This window comes from Paenibacillus sp. LRG-1 (assembly GCF_057220305.1).
Genome location: NZ_CM170126.1, coordinates 201,536 through 218,689 on the forward strand (window position 1 = coordinate 201,536; position 17,154 = coordinate 218,689).

Annotated in this window: 16 protein-coding genes and 1 tRNA gene; 15 read left to right on the plus strand and 2 right to left on the minus strand. The window is 46.9% G+C overall.

Translation table 11 applies throughout. The annotated features are described in order from the left end of the window. Window position 1: 1 nt before the first annotated feature. The 12 genes from hisF (at window position 2) to ACUUJN_RS00950 (ending at window position 12,416) form a co-directional block, all read left to right on the plus strand. Window positions 2-760, plus strand: a complete 759-nt coding sequence (gene hisF / locus ACUUJN_RS00895; RefSeq protein WP_023986479.1) for an imidazole glycerol phosphate synthase subunit HisF — start codon at window positions 2-4, stop codon at window positions 758-760. Further along, on the plus strand, window positions 757-1,488 hold the full coding sequence (gene hisIE, locus ACUUJN_RS00900; protein ID WP_484669158.1) for a bifunctional phosphoribosyl-AMP cyclohydrolase/phosphoribosyl-ATP diphosphatase HisIE: 732 nt from the start codon (window positions 757-759) through the stop codon (window positions 1,486-1,488). Before hisF ends, hisIE begins: the two co-directional genes overlap by 4 nt. A gap of 36 nt (window positions 1,489-1,524) precedes the next feature. After that, entirely contained in the window at window positions 1,525-2,349 is an 825-nt protein-coding gene (hisJ, locus tag ACUUJN_RS00905; RefSeq protein WP_023986481.1) for a histidinol-phosphatase HisJ, read from the plus strand. A 237-nt stretch (window positions 2,350-2,586) separates the two neighbouring features. Then, the gene (locus tag ACUUJN_RS00910) at window positions 2,587-4,356 is read left to right on the plus strand and encodes a tetratricopeptide repeat protein (RefSeq protein WP_023986482.1); all 1,770 of its coding nucleotides are present in this window, start codon (window positions 2,587-2,589) and stop codon (window positions 4,354-4,356) included. 39 nt (window positions 4,357-4,395) lie between these two features. Next, the gene (gene trxB, locus ACUUJN_RS00915) at window positions 4,396-5,349 is read left to right on the plus strand and encodes a thioredoxin-disulfide reductase (RefSeq protein WP_013308252.1); all 954 of its coding nucleotides are present in this window, start codon (window positions 4,396-4,398) and stop codon (window positions 5,347-5,349) included. Between the two features lie 406 nt (window positions 5,350-5,755). After that, window positions 5,756-6,706, plus strand: coding sequence for an ROK family glucokinase (locus ACUUJN_RS00920; RefSeq protein WP_023986484.1), 951 nt, complete (start codon window positions 5,756-5,758; stop codon window positions 6,704-6,706). Window positions 6,707-6,778: 72 nt separating this feature from the next. Continuing rightward, on the plus strand, window positions 6,779-7,678 hold the full coding sequence (gene rapZ, locus ACUUJN_RS00925) for an RNase adapter RapZ (RefSeq protein WP_013308254.1): 900 nt from the start codon (window positions 6,779-6,781) through the stop codon (window positions 7,676-7,678). A gap of 12 nt (window positions 7,679-7,690) precedes the next feature. Next, a complete protein-coding gene (locus ACUUJN_RS00930) occupies window positions 7,691-8,677 on the plus strand; it encodes a gluconeogenesis factor YvcK family protein (RefSeq protein ID WP_023986485.1) in 987 nt (328 codons plus the stop codon). A 5-nt stretch (window positions 8,678-8,682) separates the two neighbouring features. After that, window positions 8,683-9,627 (plus strand): DNA-binding protein WhiA, encoded by a 945-nt coding sequence (gene whiA, locus ACUUJN_RS00935; protein ID WP_013308256.1) that lies wholly within the window; start codon window positions 8,683-8,685, stop codon window positions 9,625-9,627. A 136-nt stretch (window positions 9,628-9,763) separates the two neighbouring features. Next, window positions 9,764-10,033, plus strand: a complete 270-nt coding sequence (locus tag ACUUJN_RS00940; RefSeq protein ID WP_013368811.1) for an HPr family phosphocarrier protein — start codon at window positions 9,764-9,766, stop codon at window positions 10,031-10,033. A 272-nt stretch (window positions 10,034-10,305) separates the two neighbouring features. After that, window positions 10,306-11,067, plus strand: a complete 762-nt coding sequence (locus tag ACUUJN_RS00945) for an SIMPL domain-containing protein (protein ID WP_076159786.1) — start codon at window positions 10,306-10,308, stop codon at window positions 11,065-11,067. Window positions 11,068-11,306: 239 nt separating this feature from the next. After that, window positions 11,307-12,416, plus strand: a complete 1,110-nt coding sequence (locus ACUUJN_RS00950; RefSeq protein WP_484669159.1) for a PdaC/SigV domain-containing protein — start codon at window positions 11,307-11,309, stop codon at window positions 12,414-12,416. Between the two features lie 126 nt (window positions 12,417-12,542). Here the strand turns inward: ACUUJN_RS00950 and clpP are convergent, their stop codons facing one another. Together clpP and ACUUJN_RS00960 are read right to left on the minus strand one after the other, a co-directional pair. After that, a complete protein-coding gene (clpP, locus tag ACUUJN_RS00955) occupies window positions 12,543-13,139 on the minus strand; it encodes an ATP-dependent Clp endopeptidase proteolytic subunit ClpP (protein WP_013368815.1) in 597 nt (198 codons plus the stop codon). Window positions 13,140-13,350: 211 nt separating this feature from the next. Beyond that, window positions 13,351-13,425 (minus strand) — tRNA-Arg (locus ACUUJN_RS00960). A gap of 269 nt (window positions 13,426-13,694) precedes the next feature. Between ACUUJN_RS00960 and ACUUJN_RS00965 the strand changes: the two genes are divergently transcribed. The 3 genes from ACUUJN_RS00965 to ACUUJN_RS00975 all read left to right on the plus strand — a co-directional run bounded on the left by ACUUJN_RS00965 (window position 13,695) and on the right by ACUUJN_RS00975 (window position 17,139). Next, a complete protein-coding gene (locus ACUUJN_RS00965) occupies window positions 13,695-14,732 on the plus strand; it encodes a sugar-binding transcriptional regulator (protein WP_023986487.1) in 1,038 nt (345 codons plus the stop codon). Between the two features lie 94 nt (window positions 14,733-14,826). Beyond that, the gene (gap, locus tag ACUUJN_RS00970; protein WP_023986488.1) at window positions 14,827-15,837 is read left to right on the plus strand and encodes a type I glyceraldehyde-3-phosphate dehydrogenase; all 1,011 of its coding nucleotides are present in this window, start codon (window positions 14,827-14,829) and stop codon (window positions 15,835-15,837) included. A gap of 120 nt (window positions 15,838-15,957) precedes the next feature. Continuing rightward, complete coding sequence (locus tag ACUUJN_RS00975) at window positions 15,958-17,139, plus strand: phosphoglycerate kinase (protein WP_023986489.1); 1,182 nt, start codon at window positions 15,958-15,960, stop codon at window positions 17,137-17,139. Window positions 17,140-17,154: the final 15 nt, after the last annotated feature.

A 17,154-nucleotide genomic window follows, 5' to 3' on the forward strand; every position in this document is an offset into this window, starting at 1 on the left:
CATGCTGGCTAAACGTATTATTCCCTGCTTGGATGTAAAGGATGGCAGGGTGGTTAAGGGCGTTAATTTTGTGAACTTACGCGATGCAGGCGATCCGGTGGAATTGGCGGCGCTTTATGACCGGGAAGGGGCAGACGAAATCGTATTTCTGGATATTTCTGCTTCAGTTGAAGGGCGTGCCACCATGGAAGAAGTAGTTCGTCAGACAGCCGGGGAAATTGCCATTCCTTTCACCGTAGGTGGCGGGATATCTCATGTCGATGATATGAAACGCATTTTGCGTGCCGGAGCTGATAAAATCGGCGTAAATACGGCAGCTGTCCGTAACCCTCAGCTGATTGCGGAGGGTGCGCGCAGCTTTGGCTCACAATGTATCGTTGTTGCCATTGATGCCAAGTACAACAAGGCGTGGGGCGAGTGGGAAGTGTATACGCACGGAGGCCGCACGCCATCTGGTATCCGCGCCTTGGCCTGGGCCAAGGAAGCTGAGCAGTTGGGAGCCGGTGAGATTCTGCTGACCAGCATGAATGCGGACGGAACCAAGGACGGCTTTGACCTGCCACTGACTTCTGCGGTATCGGATACCGTCGGAATTCCAGTTATCGCTTCTGGTGGTGCAGGCAAACAGGAACATTTCTATGACGTGTTTACGGCGGGCAAAGCGGATGCTGGATTAGCAGCAACGATTTTTCACTATAAAGAAATAGGAATCCCTGAGCTAAAACGGGATTTGAAGCGCAGAGGAGTGGAGATACGATGAGCAACGAATTGAACCAACAGCTATCTCTGGAGCAGATATTGGATAATGTCCGCTGGAATGAGGTAGGTCTTGTCTCGGCGATTGTGCAGGATGATGCTACGCTTCAGGTGCTGACGCTGGCCTATATGAACCGCGAGTCGCTGAAACTATCTTTGGAGTCGGGAGAGACCTGGTTCTGGTCTCGTTCTAGACAGCAGCTGTGGCATAAGGGGGCTACTTCGGGGAATACGCAAAAAATCACCTCCATCCAGCTGGATTGTGACGGTGATGCCCTGTTGGTACGTGTCATTCCGAGTGGTCCTGCCTGTCATACAGGAGCAACGAGCTGCTTTTTTCGTGATATTTCCGCGCCAGGAACGGCTGTAGCACCTGTTGCAGGAAATGCAGGAGACCACACGCTGGTAAATGATGTTTCCAATGCTTCAGCAGACCGCTTTGAGGTGCTTGCCCAGCTGGAGGCGATTATTAAGGAGCGCGAAGAGACACGTCCTGAAGGGGCCTATACGACTTATCTTTTTGATAAAGGTGTAGACAAAATCTTGAAAAAGGTTGGCGAGGAAGCATCCGAGACGATCATTGCCGCCAAAAATAAAGATAATGACGAACTGCGCCTGGAGGTCAGCGATTTGATTTATCACCTGCTGGTGCTGTTGCAGGAGCGCAAGCTACCGCTCGATGACGTGCTGGCTGAGCTGAATCGCCGTCATGAACGTCCTCGTCGTGATTAGTACGGTTTGTTGTAGTGTTGAAAGGGGGAGGGTCGCATGAAAATCGACTATCATACGCATCACGCCCGCTGCGGGCATGCCATAGGGAGTCTGGAAGAGTATGTGCAGCAGGGAATTCGGCTGGGGCTAGATCAGCTCGGCTTGTCCGATCACATGCCACTACTGCATGTAAAACCGGCTGACTATTATCCGGAAATGGCGATGCCTATGGAGGAGCTGCCCCGCTACGTGGAAGAATGTTTGGAACTGAAGGAACGTTTTAAAGGACAAATTGATATTCGTGTTGGCTTGGAAGGCGACTACATCGAGGGCTGGGAACGAGAAATCGAAGACATCATCACCGCGTATCCCTGGGATTATGTGATTGGTTCCGTCCACTTTCTCGGTGAATGGGATGTCACGGACTTCCGTCAGGTACACCATTGGGAAGGCAAAAATGTGCTTGAGGTGTACCGCACGTATTATGATGCGGTTTCCAAGGCGGCAGCTACCGGTTTGTATGACATCATGGGTCATCTGGATGTCATTAAGCGCTTCGGCTATCATCCGAAGCCGGAGGAAATGGAGGAGCTGCGTGAACTGGAGCGCTCCGCACTCTCAGCCGTTGCCCGTAGCGGTCGGGCGATGGAACTGAATGCATCAGGGCTTTCGAAGCCCTGTGCCGAGATGTTCCCGAGCCGCCGCATGCTGGAAGAAGCTTTTACGCTAGGCATCCCGCTGACCGTAGGATCGGATGCTCATGATCCGGCGAAGCTGTCCGAGCACTTGGAGAAGGCACGCGCGCTTCTATATGAAGTCGGCTATCGCGAGCTTGCCGTATTTCAGCATCGCGAGCGCTCGCTGGTGCCGCTGACGCTTTAATTATTACGTTTATTGGGTCTAAGTATCATATCCAGTGGCTAGCCGAACGCTCCCTATTTATACAGGGAAAAAGCGCTCGGCTATTTAGCGTATTCTTGTATCTATATCTATCGGTATACGAGCATATATCCGTTTTTTGGAATGAGGTAGGATCGACTGTCAAGTCGTTTTGAAGTTGTGGTATACTGAAGGGTATGAACATGCCAGTTACTTTTAAAGGAGGTGCCTTGGTTATTTATGAAAGGGAAACATCTGCGAGTATCGGAACCTAGCCCTAAAATTATTGCTTTGCGTTTCGACGCATCTTTCTTTTTTGAGAAAGCTGTGCGCTCGCTTGATCGCAATCATTATGACAAGGCATTGAAATATTTTCGCAAAGCCGTTGAATATGAACCGGATAATCCGGTGAATCATTGCAATATGGCGGGTATATTATCAGAGATGGGGGATTATGCAGGTTCGAATGAGATCCTGTCCTCTGTTCTAAGTGACGTAGACTCGTCGATGACAGAGTGTTATTTCTATATGGCGAATAATTACGCTAATATGGAGCAGTTTGAAGAAGCGGAGAAAGCATTGGTCACGTACCTGGAGGAGGACGAAGAAGGCCAGTTTCTTGATGAAGCGGAGGAAATGATGGAGCTGCTCTATTATGAGCTGGACCGTCCAACGAAGCTGAACCGCATTAAGGCCCGGCAGGGAGTAGTAGAGCATGATCAGGCTCGTGTCCTGCTGGAGGAGGGGAAATTTGCTCAGGCAGCCCAGTTGCTCAAGCAAATTTCAGAGGAACAACCGGATATGTTCGCTGCGCGGAATAATCTGGCGCTGGCGTATTACTACATGGGATTGTTCCAAAATGCTAAGGCTACCATTATTCAAGTGCTGGAAGATGAGCCGGGTAATTTACACGCATTGTGCAACTTGGCGATCTTTTATCAGCACGAGGGCGGCGGCCCGGAATTGGATCGTCTGGTGCAGACTTTGGCGGTTACTATACCGTTTCAGGAGGAGCAGGTATTCAAGCTGGCGACCACTATGGGGATTCTCGGACGCCACGAGGAGGCCTACAGACATTTCCGCAGGTTGCTTCATGGCGATGGAGAGAACAATGCGGACGCTTCTTTGTACCATTACACGGCGGTAGCTGCCAGCAATACGGGAAGATATGCGGAAGCTCGGCGGTTGTGGAGTCATTTGCAAAAGCAGGATGCTTCCTCGGAAGTTCCGCGGTTTTTCCTGTCCCGACTGGAGGAACTCCAGCAGGAGGGTACACCGCTGCAAGTGCTCAGCTATCATTATCATCTCCCGTTTGAGGAGCAATTCCGCATGTGGGAGAAGTTTGGTGCTGACCAGGTGCCTGACAGCATGAAGAAGGACCCGCTAATCCGATCATCCTTCTTCTGGGCCTTGCGCCACGGGGACCGGGCGACTCAGCTTCAGGTCATTCAGGCGTTAAGCCTGATCGGTGATGATGAGGTGCGTCAGGCACTGGAGTCCTTCGTAGAAGACCCGGACCAGGAGGATGAGCTGAAACGTCGTGCCTTGCAAGTATTGCAAGAGCTGGCGGAGCAGGGTGAGCAGAAAATGTACCCGGAAACGGAACATTCTGATCAGTCGGAGGTTGAGAACGATCCGCATACAATTGAAGGTGATGTATCTGCTTCCCCAGTCGATCCACAATGGCAGGCAGTGCTGGATAAGGTACTGACCGTCATGAGCAAGCCATCAGATCCGGCCATGCAGCACGATTTGAAATCGCTTTGGCTGGAGTATTTGGATCGGCTCGCCCCGGAAGTTCCGATGGTTCAGCATACTGAGGGATGGGCAGCGGCGCTGGAATATTTGACAGCCAAAATGCATCATCATTCAGTCACCTATCAGGAAGTAGCCGATCGTTATGGTATTTCCGTATCGACCGTAAGCCGCTATGCACGCCAGATTGACAGCGTGTGTGGTATCAAACAGAAGCTGAAGCAGCCGCTCTCCACGTTTAAAAAGCAGGTCTGAGACCTGCTCCAAACATCACTTAAAGGAGGCAACAAACGTATGTATAAATCCATAATTATTGGTACAGGTCCTGCAGGCTACACAGCGGCTATTTATTTGGCACGCGCTAACATGAATCCGCTGATCATTGAAGGGATGCAGCCCGGTGGGCAGCTTACTACAACGACCGAAATTGAAAATTTCCCGGGTTTTGAGCAAGGTATCCTCGGGCCTGAACTGATGGATAATATGCGCAAGCAGGCTGAACGTTTTGGCGCTGAATTTACTTCCGGATGGGTAGAGGAAGTAGATTTCAGCAAACGCCCTTTTAAAGTGAAGGTAGAGGGTAAAGGTATCATTGAGGCGGAGTCGGTCATTATTGCTACAGGTGCGTCCGCCAAATATCTAGGCATTCCGGGTGAGCAGGACAATGTAGGTCGCGGAGTCAGCACGTGCGCAACTTGCGATGGCTTCTTTTTCCGCGGGAAAAAGATTGTCGTGGTTGGCGGTGGCGATTCAGCCATGGAGGAAGCGAGCTTCTTGACCCGTTTTGCTTCCAGTGTAACCTTGGTCCATCGTCGCGATGAGTTGCGGGCATCCAAAATTATGCAAGATCGTGCGCGTGAGAACGAAAAAGTACATTGGGCATTAAACCGGACTCCTCTTGAAGTTGTGACGGGAGAAGCAGGCTTAAAAGGTTTGAAGGTACACAATAATGAGACCAATCAGGATGAGCTGATTGAGGTAGATGGCGTGTTCGTAGCCATCGGGCATACACCGAACACAGGTTTCCTGAACGGACAAATTCATACCGATGAACACGGCTATATTGTAGTAAAGCCAGGCACAACGGAAACGAACATCCCCGGAGTTTTTGCCTGTGGGGACGTACAGGATAACCGTTACCGTCAAGCTATTACGGCTGCGGGAACGGGCTGTATGGCGGCTATGGACTGCGAGAAGTATCTCGAAGGCAGTGCTGTTCACGACTGGAGCGAAACACTGGATCAATAAAAGCGTGTCTATGGTACACAAAAAGGCTAACGGGAGAGCGAAGGAAACCTCTGTTATGCCGCATCTTTTGTTCAGGAAGAGAAAGCCTGCTGCGTTTGCACAGGCTTTCTCCTTTTTATGATTATAGAATTTATAAGTTTTCAGCGGAGCTGAACAATCTATAATCGCAAGAAAAATTTCCGTTAAGCGTGGTCTGGCTTCCTTGAAAGTACGTCAATAGACGTTTTTCTTATGGGTGCATGAGGTTAAAAATTCCGCTAATCGTACACTTTTCAACAAGGAAGTGTCCTTGACCGTAACGGGGGCTTCAATTATAGTTGGAACGTAGGATTACTATTATGAAGTAGGAATTGTAAGCGTATATTTCATACCAGGTTTTTAAGTAAACATAAAGGTGGCTTGGAACATGTCTGAAAGTATCTATGTAGGTGTCGATTTGGGCGGTACCGCGATTAAAGTCGGCATTTGTAATGAAAACGGACAGCTTTTGCACACATATGAGGGACCAACCGAAACCGATAAAGGTGTAGACGTTGTCATCGGTAATATCGAAAAATATGTGCGGCATATTGTTGAGCAATCTCCTTATGAGTGGGATCAACTAAAGGGTGTCGGTGCAGGCGTTGCAGGTTTTACGAATGTTCGTGATGGTATTATTGTCCTCGCTCCTAATATTGGCTTTCGTGACGTACCGATCCGTGCGCTCCTAGAGAACCGGATTGGCAAGCCTGTGAAAATAGACAACGATGCGAATGTTGCTGCGCTGGGTGAGGCTTGGGCTGGTGCAGGCAAAGGCATAGAAAACTGCGTATGCTATACCCTGGGAACAGGAGTAGGTGGCGGCATTATTATAAACGGTAAAATATACCAAGGTTCTTCGGGCATGGCCGGAGAAATTGGCCATATCAGTGTCGTACCTGATCTGGAGGCTATTCAGTGTGGATGCGGCAAAATGGGTTGCTTGGAAACTGTATCTTCCGCAACAGGCATCATTCGTATGGCCAAGGACGCTGTGGAACGTGGCGACCGGACCTCTCTGGCGCTGGAAGATCAAATTGCTGCCAAGGAAGTATTTGATGCTGCTAAAGCCGGGGATGAAGTCGCTCTGCGTATCGTGAACCGTGCTGCTTTCTATTTGGGGAAATCTATGGCAGCAGTTGCCGCTGTGCTTAATCCAGAGTTGTTTATCATAGGTGGCGGTGTTTCCAAAGCAGGCGACTTTTTGTTTGAAGAGATGCGTCGCGTGTACACCAAACTGGCACCTGAGCCCCTTCAAAAAGGGGTATCGATTGTTCCAGCTGTGCTGGGCAATGACGCAGGTATCGTAGGGGCAGCTGGTTTGTTGCTACGTTCCTGATCCTGATCCACAGGTTACTGATAATACGGGTACTGGCATAGAGCGAAGAAGCAAAAGGAGAGGGAAGTCCATATGACAGATAACCTAAAAAATGCTGCGCCGTGGGCAACGCTCATTATTATTACGGGGATGTCAGGCGCAGGGAAGACCATTGCGGTTCAGAGCCTGGAAGACTTGGGCTTCTTCTGCGTTGATAATTTGCCTCCTGTACTGATTCCCAAATTTGCCGAGTTGATTGAGCAGTCTAACGGTAAAATAGGCAAGGTGGCACTCGTAATTGATTTACGCGGACGAGAATTTTTCACCGCCTTGTCTGAATCGTTGAATTATATTAAAGATCATTTTACGATTCATTGTGAAATTTTATTCTTAAATGCGAATGATGGCGTTCTCGTACAGCGGTATAAGGAAAGCCGTAGACGTCATCCGCTGGCTCCAGACGGCATGCCTTTGGATGGGATTCGGTTGGAGCGCAAGATGTTGGAAGAATTAAAAAGCTCGGCTACACAGGTTATTGATACAAGTGTGATGAAGCCTGCAACCTTAAAGGCGAGGATTATTTCACGATTTTCTCATCTGGAGAGCAGTATGCTTTCCGTGAACATTACTTCTTTTGGCTTCAAGTATGGTATTCCCATTGATGCCGATCTTATATTCGATGTGCGCTTCCTGCCTAATCCCCACTATGTGGACCAACTACGTCCCCACACGGGACAGGATAGCGATGTATATGATTATGTCATGAAATGGCCCGAGACTCAGGCATTCTTGACCAAGTTGCTGGATATGTTACACTTTTTGATTCCGCAATATCGCAAAGAAGGCAAAAGCCAGGTCATTATCGGCATTGGCTGTACTGGCGGTAAGCATCGTTCTGTTGCAATATCGGAGTATTTAGGAAAGATGCTGGGTGCCAGCGAGACAGAATCTGTTTCTGTTTCGCATCGGGATGCTGATCGGGACCGGCATTAATGAGGTGAAATCATGAAAGAGACCGGATCACAACGGGAGCGCCCACGTATTGTTGTTATGGGCGGCGGAACCGGCTTGTCCGTCATGCTGCGGGGCTTAAAGCAAAAGCCGCTAGATATTACGGCTATTGTTACAGTCGCTGACGATGGCGGAAGCTCCGGGATTTTGCGCAGTGAGCTGCAGATGCCCCCTCCAGGGGATATTCGCAATGTGCTGACTGCCTTGGCTGACGTGGAACCAGTGATGTCAGATATGCTGAAATACCGTTTCGGTGCGGGATCAGGATTGTCAGGCCACAGCCTGGGTAATCTGATTTTAGCAGCGATGACCGATATATCGGGAGATTTTGTAACGGCGGTGCGTGAGCTTAGCCGTGTATTTGCTGTCCGGGGACGCGTGCTGCCGGCAGCTGAGGAAGGCGTTGTGCTAAGTGCCGAAATGGAGGATGGCACGGTGATTACCGGAGAGTCCAAGATCCCGGAAGCGGGCGGACGAATCAAACGCGTCTTTCTTGAACCGACTCACGTGGAGCCGTTGCCTGAGGCTGTAGAGGCCATTAATGAGGCTGATGCGATTTTGATTGGCCCCGGCAGTCTATATACCAGCATATTACCGAATTTGCTTGTACCTAAACTCGCTGAAGCTGTAGTAAAATCAGACGCTATCAAAATATTTGTCTGTAACGTTATGACCCAGCCTGGAGAAACCGATGGCTATACGGTAGGAGATCACCTGCAAGCTATTTTTGAGCATGTAGGGCATCATCTCTTCGACTATGTCATTGTAAATAACGGAGAAATTCCACCCCAAGTACAGGAAATGTATGCCGAGCAGGGCGCTAAGCCAGTTCAAGTAGACATGGGCGAGCTGACCGATCGGGGATATAAAGTGGTGGCAGATACTTTAGTTTTGTTCCGTACGTATCTACGGCATGATGCCGACAAATTAAGCCAGCATATTTACCAATTGGTACAAAACTGGATATTAAGAAGGAGGTGAGTCCCTTGTCCTTTGCGGCACAAACGAAAAAAGAGCTTACGATGATTGAAAGCCAGTCCTGTTGTGAGAAAGCGGAACTATCTGCGCTCATACGTATGCTCGGATCCGTACAACTGTCGAATAAAAGGGTGATATTGGACGTGTCCACAGAAAATGCCGCGATTGCAAGGCGGATTTACTCCTTGATCAAGAAGCATTTTCAACTTCATATCGAACTGCTTGTACGGAAAAAAATGCGCTTGAAAAAAAATAATGTGTACATTGTCCGTATTCCCAATGGTGTGCAACAGCTGCTAAAGGATCTTTATATCGTCTCAGAAGGTTTCTTGTTCACTGACGGGATTAATCGGGATATCGTTCGGAAAAACTGTTGTAAGAGGGCTTATTTGCGGGGCGCCTTTATGGCAGGTGGCTCTGTCAACAATCCTGAAGGATCGTCTTACCACCTTGAAATTTCTTCGATGTATGAGGAGCATTGTCAGGCACTCGTTGATCTTGCGAATGAATTTCATCTAAATGCTCGCTGTATTGAGCGAAAAAAAGGTTTTATTCTCTACATCAAGGAAGGTGAGAAGATCATTGAGCTGCTTAGCATCATTGGGGCGCATCAAGCCTTGTTCAAATTTGAAGATGTACGCATTATGCGCGATATGCGCAATTCCGTAAATCGCATTGTCAATTGTGAAACGGCTAATTTGAACAAGACGATCGGAGCTGCTGTCCGGCAAATTGAGAATATTAAGTTGCTGGAGAGGGAAGTTGGTTTGGAGACCTTGCCGGATAAACTGCGTGAAGTGGCAGAAATTCGACTCGCTCATCCCGATTTGAATTTAAAAGAAGTCGGGGAAATGCTCAAAGGGGTCGTGAGTAAATCGGGTGTAAATCATCGGCTTCGCAAAATTGATGAGATGGCTGACAAAATCAGGGGCGAAAATGGCCTGATTCCGTAAAAAGAATGTCCGTGGGGCTTTCAGCCCCGGTTTTTTTAGTTTTTTTTCTAGTGTCTGTCCCGGGTTAATGTTATAATGTGATAAATAAAATGGAGTAAGTAGTGTCCAGATTTATTTGATGAGGGGGTAAGCTGACATGTCAAAACATCCGGTAGTCGTACGCTTGAAAACAGGACTGCACGCCAGACCTGCTGCGTTGTTCGTACAGGAAGCGAATAAATATTCATCTGAGATTTTTGTGGAAAAAGAAGACAAAAAGGTTAATGCCAAGAGCATCATGGGTATTATGAGTCTTGCCATCAGTACAGGTACTGAAATCAATATTAGTGCTGAAGGTGCGGACGCCGAACAGGCTGTAAACGCTTTAGTAAGTCTGGTTAGTAAGGTAGAGCTGGAAAATCAATAAACAAAGATTTGCTTTGTGATATGGTGTATGCTCTTAGTGAAAAGCCCCTTTGGGGCTTTTTTTGTATCCAGAAAAAAGTCTTCGAAAACTCCTCCGTTAACTGTTTTATGGATGGATTTGTTGAATATAGACACCGTATTAAGTTCAAACTATAAATAATTAAAATCCCCGTGGTCATGCTCTGTTTCGGAAATTTGTACGCTTGGCTGCAACCTTTTTCCGTCTTTTCCGTCTGGAAGGTACAAACATTTTCAAGAAAGAGGTTGAATTCAATGAGACTTTGGACAAAAACAGTAGCCACGGCAGTTCTCGCAGGAGCATTAATGGCAGGGGGAGTAGCAGGAGGATTATGGACGGGGGCAGATCGTGCTTATGCTGCGTCAACAGCTTCGACGGTAAACGGTGTAATTAATGTGACTGGAAGCGGGGAAGTATTGGCGAAGCCCGATATTGCTTATCTCTCTATCGGTGTACAATCGGAAGGGAATACGGCAGCCGCTGCTCAAAAAGCCAATGCTACAAAATTGAACAAGGTTACACAACTGCTGAAAGAAAAGTGGAGCATTAGCGCAGATGACATTCAGACCAGCCAGTTTTATGTACAGCCTAACTACACCTATAACGAAAAAGAAGGGCAGAAGCTCAAAGGCTACACTGCCAACCATACACTTTCCGTCAAATACCGCGATTTGGATAAAATCGGTCAGTTGTTGGATGAGGCGACCAAGTCCGGAGCCAATAACGTAGATAATGTACGTTTTTCCGTGGAAGATCCTTCGACTTATGAAGAAGAAGCCATTACTAAGGCATTGGGAAGCGCACAATCTAAAGCCAGTGCTGTAGCTAAGGCAGCCAAACGAGGGTTAGGTGTCCTTGTGAGTGTGACGGTAGATGGCGGAGAAGCACAAATCTTTACACAACGTGAAAATGCCATGTCAAAATCGCTCTTGGACGTAGCAGGTGGCGGGACAGAGATACAATCGGGGCAAGTAACAGTGAAAGTTCAGGTGTCGGCTCAATACGAAATGAACTAATATAGATCATCAAACGAAGCCACAAGCGGCCTGCATCATGTGCAGGCTGGCTTGCTGGCTTTTTTTGTATACCGAAACCTTTTTGTAATGAGTCTGTCATAGCTAAGGGTTATTAGGTGTACATATTGAAATCGGAGAGTGTACAGATTGTAAACTACATACAATAGGGTATAGATATAATATTAAAAGTAGTTATCACACATAGACAATACAGATCATTAACAGGAGGAATATTTAATATGAGTAAGCATGCAATAAAATGGGGTTCAGCACTGCTGGCGGCAGGGATTTTCGCAGGAGTCACAGCTGTTCCCGTTTCCTATATCCAGGCAGCATCGACGAAACAGCAGCAAGCGACAACACGGCAACCAGGAATCAGCATCCAATGGAATGGTAAAACGTTGCCCGCTAAAGGTGTCCAAGTGAACGGGAGTACAATGATTCCGGTGGCCGCACTGCGCGACAGCTTGGGGATTCCAGTAAGCTATGATGCGAAAACAGCGACATATACCGTAGGTAGCGGGTACAATAAACTTTACATTATGGCTTCTTCCTCGGATGCCTACGTCAACGTCAATGGAATCAATACACGTAGTATGGATGCCAAACAGATCGCTGGGAAGCTATACATTCCTATGAGTTTGCTGAAAGACTATCTGGGCATAGATGCTCAATGGAATGCAGCTCAGAAAACAGTAACGCTGAGTAAAAGCCAGCTAAATCCGATTACAATTGCGTCTCAAACACTTCCAGCTTCGAGTAGTGCGAAGGTGTCCTACAAGATTAAGTACCCGCAAATCAGCGGTAGCCAGCTGAATTCTGAGGCTCAACAGGCCATTAACAATGTGCTTAAAAAGCATGCAGAAGGTATATTGGCAGCAGGCAAAAAGATGATGGCTGAGGGAGAGGCTACAACAGAAAGACCGTATGAGTTTGGAAATGATCTTGCGATTGCCTATAACAAAGATGGTATTCTGAGTGTGATTATGCAGGACTACTCGTATACGGGTGGCGCACATGGCATGACGGCACGTAAAGGATATACGTTTTCGCTCGCTGATGGTAAACTGCAGCAATTGTCTGACGTATTGAAGGCAAATCCGAACTACAAAAAGTTCCTCAATGCTGATTTGAAGAAAAAAATCGATGCACTTCAGGCTGGCGAAGGATTCGGCAAATTTAAAGAGCTGGCGGCAGATCAGAATTTTTATGTGACGAACAGTGGAGTAACAATCGTGTTTGATTTGTATGATTATGCGCCATACGCGTATGGAATTCCGGAGTTTACCTACTCGTTCGGTCAATTGCTGCCTCAAGGCGAAAAGCCTTTTGCGGGACAGAATGAATAGTAGAAATAAATAAGTCCAATTGTCTATAACCTAAAAAACAATAATGCAAAAAAGCTGCCTACCGGATAAGAAAGTCCGGAGCAGCTTTTTCATTTACCAGTTATCGAAAGAGGTGAATTTCTTCTCTTATACACCTTCTGGAGAGGAGCTAGTTAGCACTTTATCAATAATACCGTATTCCTTGGCATCATCAGCAGACATGAAGTAGTCACGGTCTGTATCTTTTTCAATGCGCTCCAGTGGTTGGCCTGTGCGATCTGCGAGAATGCGGTTCAGTTTATCACGCATTTTCAGAATGCGGCGTGCGCGGATTTCGATATCCGTTGCCTGACCTTGTGCACCACCCAGTGGTTGGTGAATCATAATTTCACTGTTTGGCAAAGCGAAACGTTTACCTTTGGCGCCTGCATTCAGCAAAAACGCGCCCATGGAAGCCGCCATACCTACGCAAATCGTAGATACGTCAGGTTTAATGTATTGCATCGTATCGAAAATGGCCATACCAGCTGTAATGGAACCGCCAGGGCTGTTAATATACAAGTGAATATCTTTTTCAGGATCTTCGGCAGCCAAAAACAGCATTTGCGCAATTATAGAGTTGGCTACAACGTCATTGACGTCCGAGCCTAACAAAATAATGCGATCCTTTAACAGTCTGGAATAAATGTCATAGGCGCGTTCGCCGCGGTTACTTTGTTCTACTACCATAGGAACATAGCTCACGTCAAAAAACCTCCCTTAAATATCGTTAGTGGATTTGGTGGACATGCCGATTACACGTCCCTTATTTATAAACTGTTACCGTAATAACCACATGATAAACAATTTCAAACAAAAAGTCAAAGAAAGTCAAACTAATGATTAAAAAAAAAGAGCCCTCAGCGCTCTTATTGGTTAAAACATTATATAGAAGCATCTAAGCGTTCATTTAAAATGGCGCGCCCGCGAGGAATCGAACCTCGATCTCAGGCTCCGGAGGCCTACGTCATATCCGTTGGACCACGGGCGCATAGTTGATTCAATGCAAACAACTAACTAATTAAACAGCTAATTGGAAACAAAGATGATTATATGATATACAGCAGTGAATTGCAAGCTTTTATTAAATGCGCATATTCAGATAAATGGTTGAGAAATATAGGTTCAGATAGACTTGCATATGGAGCAAATATTGGTTAAGATATACGTGGGACTTAAAAAGTTATCCCGGGACGTTTTGAGACCAGTTAGAGATAGAGCATTAGAGACAGAACTTAGAAGTGTGCGGGAGTGGAAAGCATGCGAAAGATATTAGAAATACAGAAGCAGCTTCTGCCCGACCTCATGGATGTTTTGAAAAAAAGGTACACGATCCTGCATCAGATTATGCTGTCCGATGTTGTTGGACGCAGAACACTGGCAGCTTCACTGAACATGACTGAGCGCGTGTTGCGCGCCGAAACCGATCTTCTTAAAGCTCAGGGGCTAATTGAGATTGAGAGTGTAGGCATGAAGGTGAGCAAAGCAGGACTGGATCTGCTGGAACAGCTGGAGCCGATTGCGAACAACTTGTTCGGCCTGTCCCAATTGGAGGACCAGATTCGTCAAGCCTATGGTTTGAGGAAGGTGGTTGTCGTTCCAGGGGATTCGGATGCTTCTCCGTTAACAAAGCAGGAGCTGGGGCGCGCTGGAGCAAAAGCGTTGCTGAGTGTTATGGACGACGAGGATGTGGTCGCTGTAACAGGTGGCACGACAATTGCCGACGTGGCGGAACAACTGGCACTACCTTCTAATGGCCCACTTAAGGGTGGGTGGTTTGTACCGGCACGCGGGGGTTTGGGAGAAAGCATGGAAATGCAGGCCAACACAATTGCTTCCACAATGGCTCGCAAGGTAGGCGCTCAATACCGTCTGCTCCATGTACCGGATTTGCTCAGCAATCATGCTTACAACTCCTTGCTTGAAGATACGAACATTCAGGATATATTGAACCTGATTCGCGAGAGTCGTATCATCATTCACGGGATAGGCAACGCCATAGCGATGGCACATAGACGTAAACTTGATCCCGAAACCTTTGCCCAGATCAGCAGTGAAGGAGCGGTAGCCGAATCGTTTGGTTATTACTTTAACGAAGATGGCGTCGTTGTTCACAGAATGCTGACGCTTGGACTCCGATTGGAGGACATTAGGCGTACCGATACGGTTCTAGGTGTAGCTGGAGGCAAAAACAAGGCGGCCGCTATTCATGCGGTACTGCGTTTCGGGCAAGAGGACATTCTAGTCACCGACGAAGGCGCTGCTGTTGAGATTGTAAGTCGTTATTTAAATGATTAATATAGGATTTATGAATATTGTTGTCTTGACGGGCTTTCGGGTCTGTCTTGAATATATAAAACTAAACTAAACGAACTTTGGGAGGAACTCACTCATGACAGTTAAAGTTGGTATTAACGGTTTCGGACGTATTGGACGCCTTGCTTTCCGCCGGATTCAAAATGTGGAAGGTATTGAAGTAGTAGCAATCAATGACTTGACAGATTCCAAAATGTTGGCACATTTGTTGAAATATGATACAACACAAGGTAATTTCCAAGGACAAGTAGAAGTACATGACGGCTTCTTCAAAGTAAACGGTAAAGAAGTTAAAGTTTTGGCTAACCGCAACCCTGAAGAACTGCCTTGGGGAGACCTGGGTGTAGACATCGTTCTGGAATGTACAGGTTTCTTCACAACTAAAGAAGCTGCTGAGAAACATTTGAAAGGCGGCGCTAAAAAAGTTGTTATCTCCGCTCCAGCTACTGGCGACATGAAAACTGTCGTTTACAACGTAAACCATGAAATTCTGGACGGAACTGAAACTGTAATCTCCGGTGCTTCTTGCACAACAAACTGCCTGGCTCCTATGGCTAAAACACTGCAAGATAAATTTGGTATCGTTGAAGGCTTGATGACTACAATTCATGCTTACACTGGCGACCAAAACACTTTGGATGCTCCACATGCTAAAGGAGACTTCCGTCGTGCTCGTGCAGCAGCTGAAAACATCATTCCTAACACAACTGGTGCTGCTAAAGCAATCGGTTTGGTTATCCCTGAGTTGAAAGGTAAATTGGATGGCGCGGCTCAACGTGTTCCAGTACCTACAGGTTCCCTGACTGAGCTGGTAACAGTTCTGGAGAAAAACGTAACTGCTGAAGAAATCAACGCTGCGATGAAAGAAGCTTCCGATCCTGAAACTTATGGATACACTGAAGATCAAATCGTTTCTTCCGACATCAAAGGTCTTACTTTCGGTTCTTTGTTTGATGCAACTCAAACTAAAGTTCTGACTGTTGGCGACAAACAACTGGTGAAAACTGTAGCTTGGTATGACAATGAAATGTCTTACACTGCACAATTGATCCGCACGTTGGAATACTTCGCAAAACTGGCTAAATAAGAACAGTCTTATTGAGCAACATCATAGAGCGGAAACAGGTTATTGTTTCCGCTCTTTATATATCAAATGTGCCTTGAATTCCTGATTCGTAAAATTATAAGGGTGCGGAGGAATATGGAGATGAACAAAAAGAGCGTACGTGATATAGAACTGAATGGAAAACGGGTGTTTGTTCGTGTAGATTTTAACGTTCCGGTTGAGGACGGTAAAATTACGGATGACAAGCGTATTCGTGAAACCTTGCCAACCATTAACTACCTGATTGAAAAAGGTGCAAAAGTTATTTTGGCGAGTCACTTTGGACGTCCAAAAGGTCAGGTTGTTGAATCCATGCGTCTGACTCCTGTTGGCGTACGTTTGTCTGAGCTGCTGAAAAAACCAGTAGTTAAAGTGGACGAATCGGTAGGCGAAGCTGTTAAAGCGAAAGTGGCTGAACTGCAAAACGGCGACGTGCTGTTGCTTGAAAATGTACGTTTCTATGCAGGAGAAGAAAAGAATGATCCTGAATTGGCGAAGCAATTTGCTGAATTGGCAGACGTTTTCGTGAATGACGCATTTGGTGCAGCACACCGTGCTCATGCTTCCACAGAAGGTATCGCGCATCTTCTTCCGGCTGTTTCCGGCCTGCTGATGGAGAAAGAATTGTCTGTAATCGGTAAAGCTCTTTCAAACCCAGATCGTCCTTTTACAGCCATTATCGGCGGTTCCAAGGTAAAAGACAAAATCGACGTGATTGACAACCTGCTGAACATTGCAGATAACGTAATCATTGGTGGCGGTTTGGCTTATACATTCTTCAAAGCTCAAGGTCATGAAGTGGGTCAATCCCTACTGGATGAATCAAAATTGGACGTAGCTCTTGGATTTATTGAAAAAGCGAAGAAGCTCGGCAAAAACTTCTACCTTCCGGTTGATATTGTGGTATCTGACGATTTCAGCGCTACGGCGAACACAAACATTGTGGATATCGACGGCATTCCTTCAGATTGGGAAGGCGTGGACATCGGACCGAAAACACGTAAAATCTATGCAGATGTTATCAAAAACTCCAAATTGGTTGTTTGGAACGGACCAATGGGCGTATTTGAAATCGAGCCTTTCGCTGGTGGTACTCGTGAAGTAGCGGAAGCTTGCGCAACAACAGAAGCATACACCATCATTGGTGGCGGTGATTCTGCGGCTGCGGCTGAAAAATTCCACTTGGCTGACAAAATGGATCATATCTCCACTGGCGGCGGCGCATCTCTGGAATTTATGGAAGGCAAAGCACTTCCGGGTGTTGTTGCACTGAACGATAAATAATCAAACGCACTATGC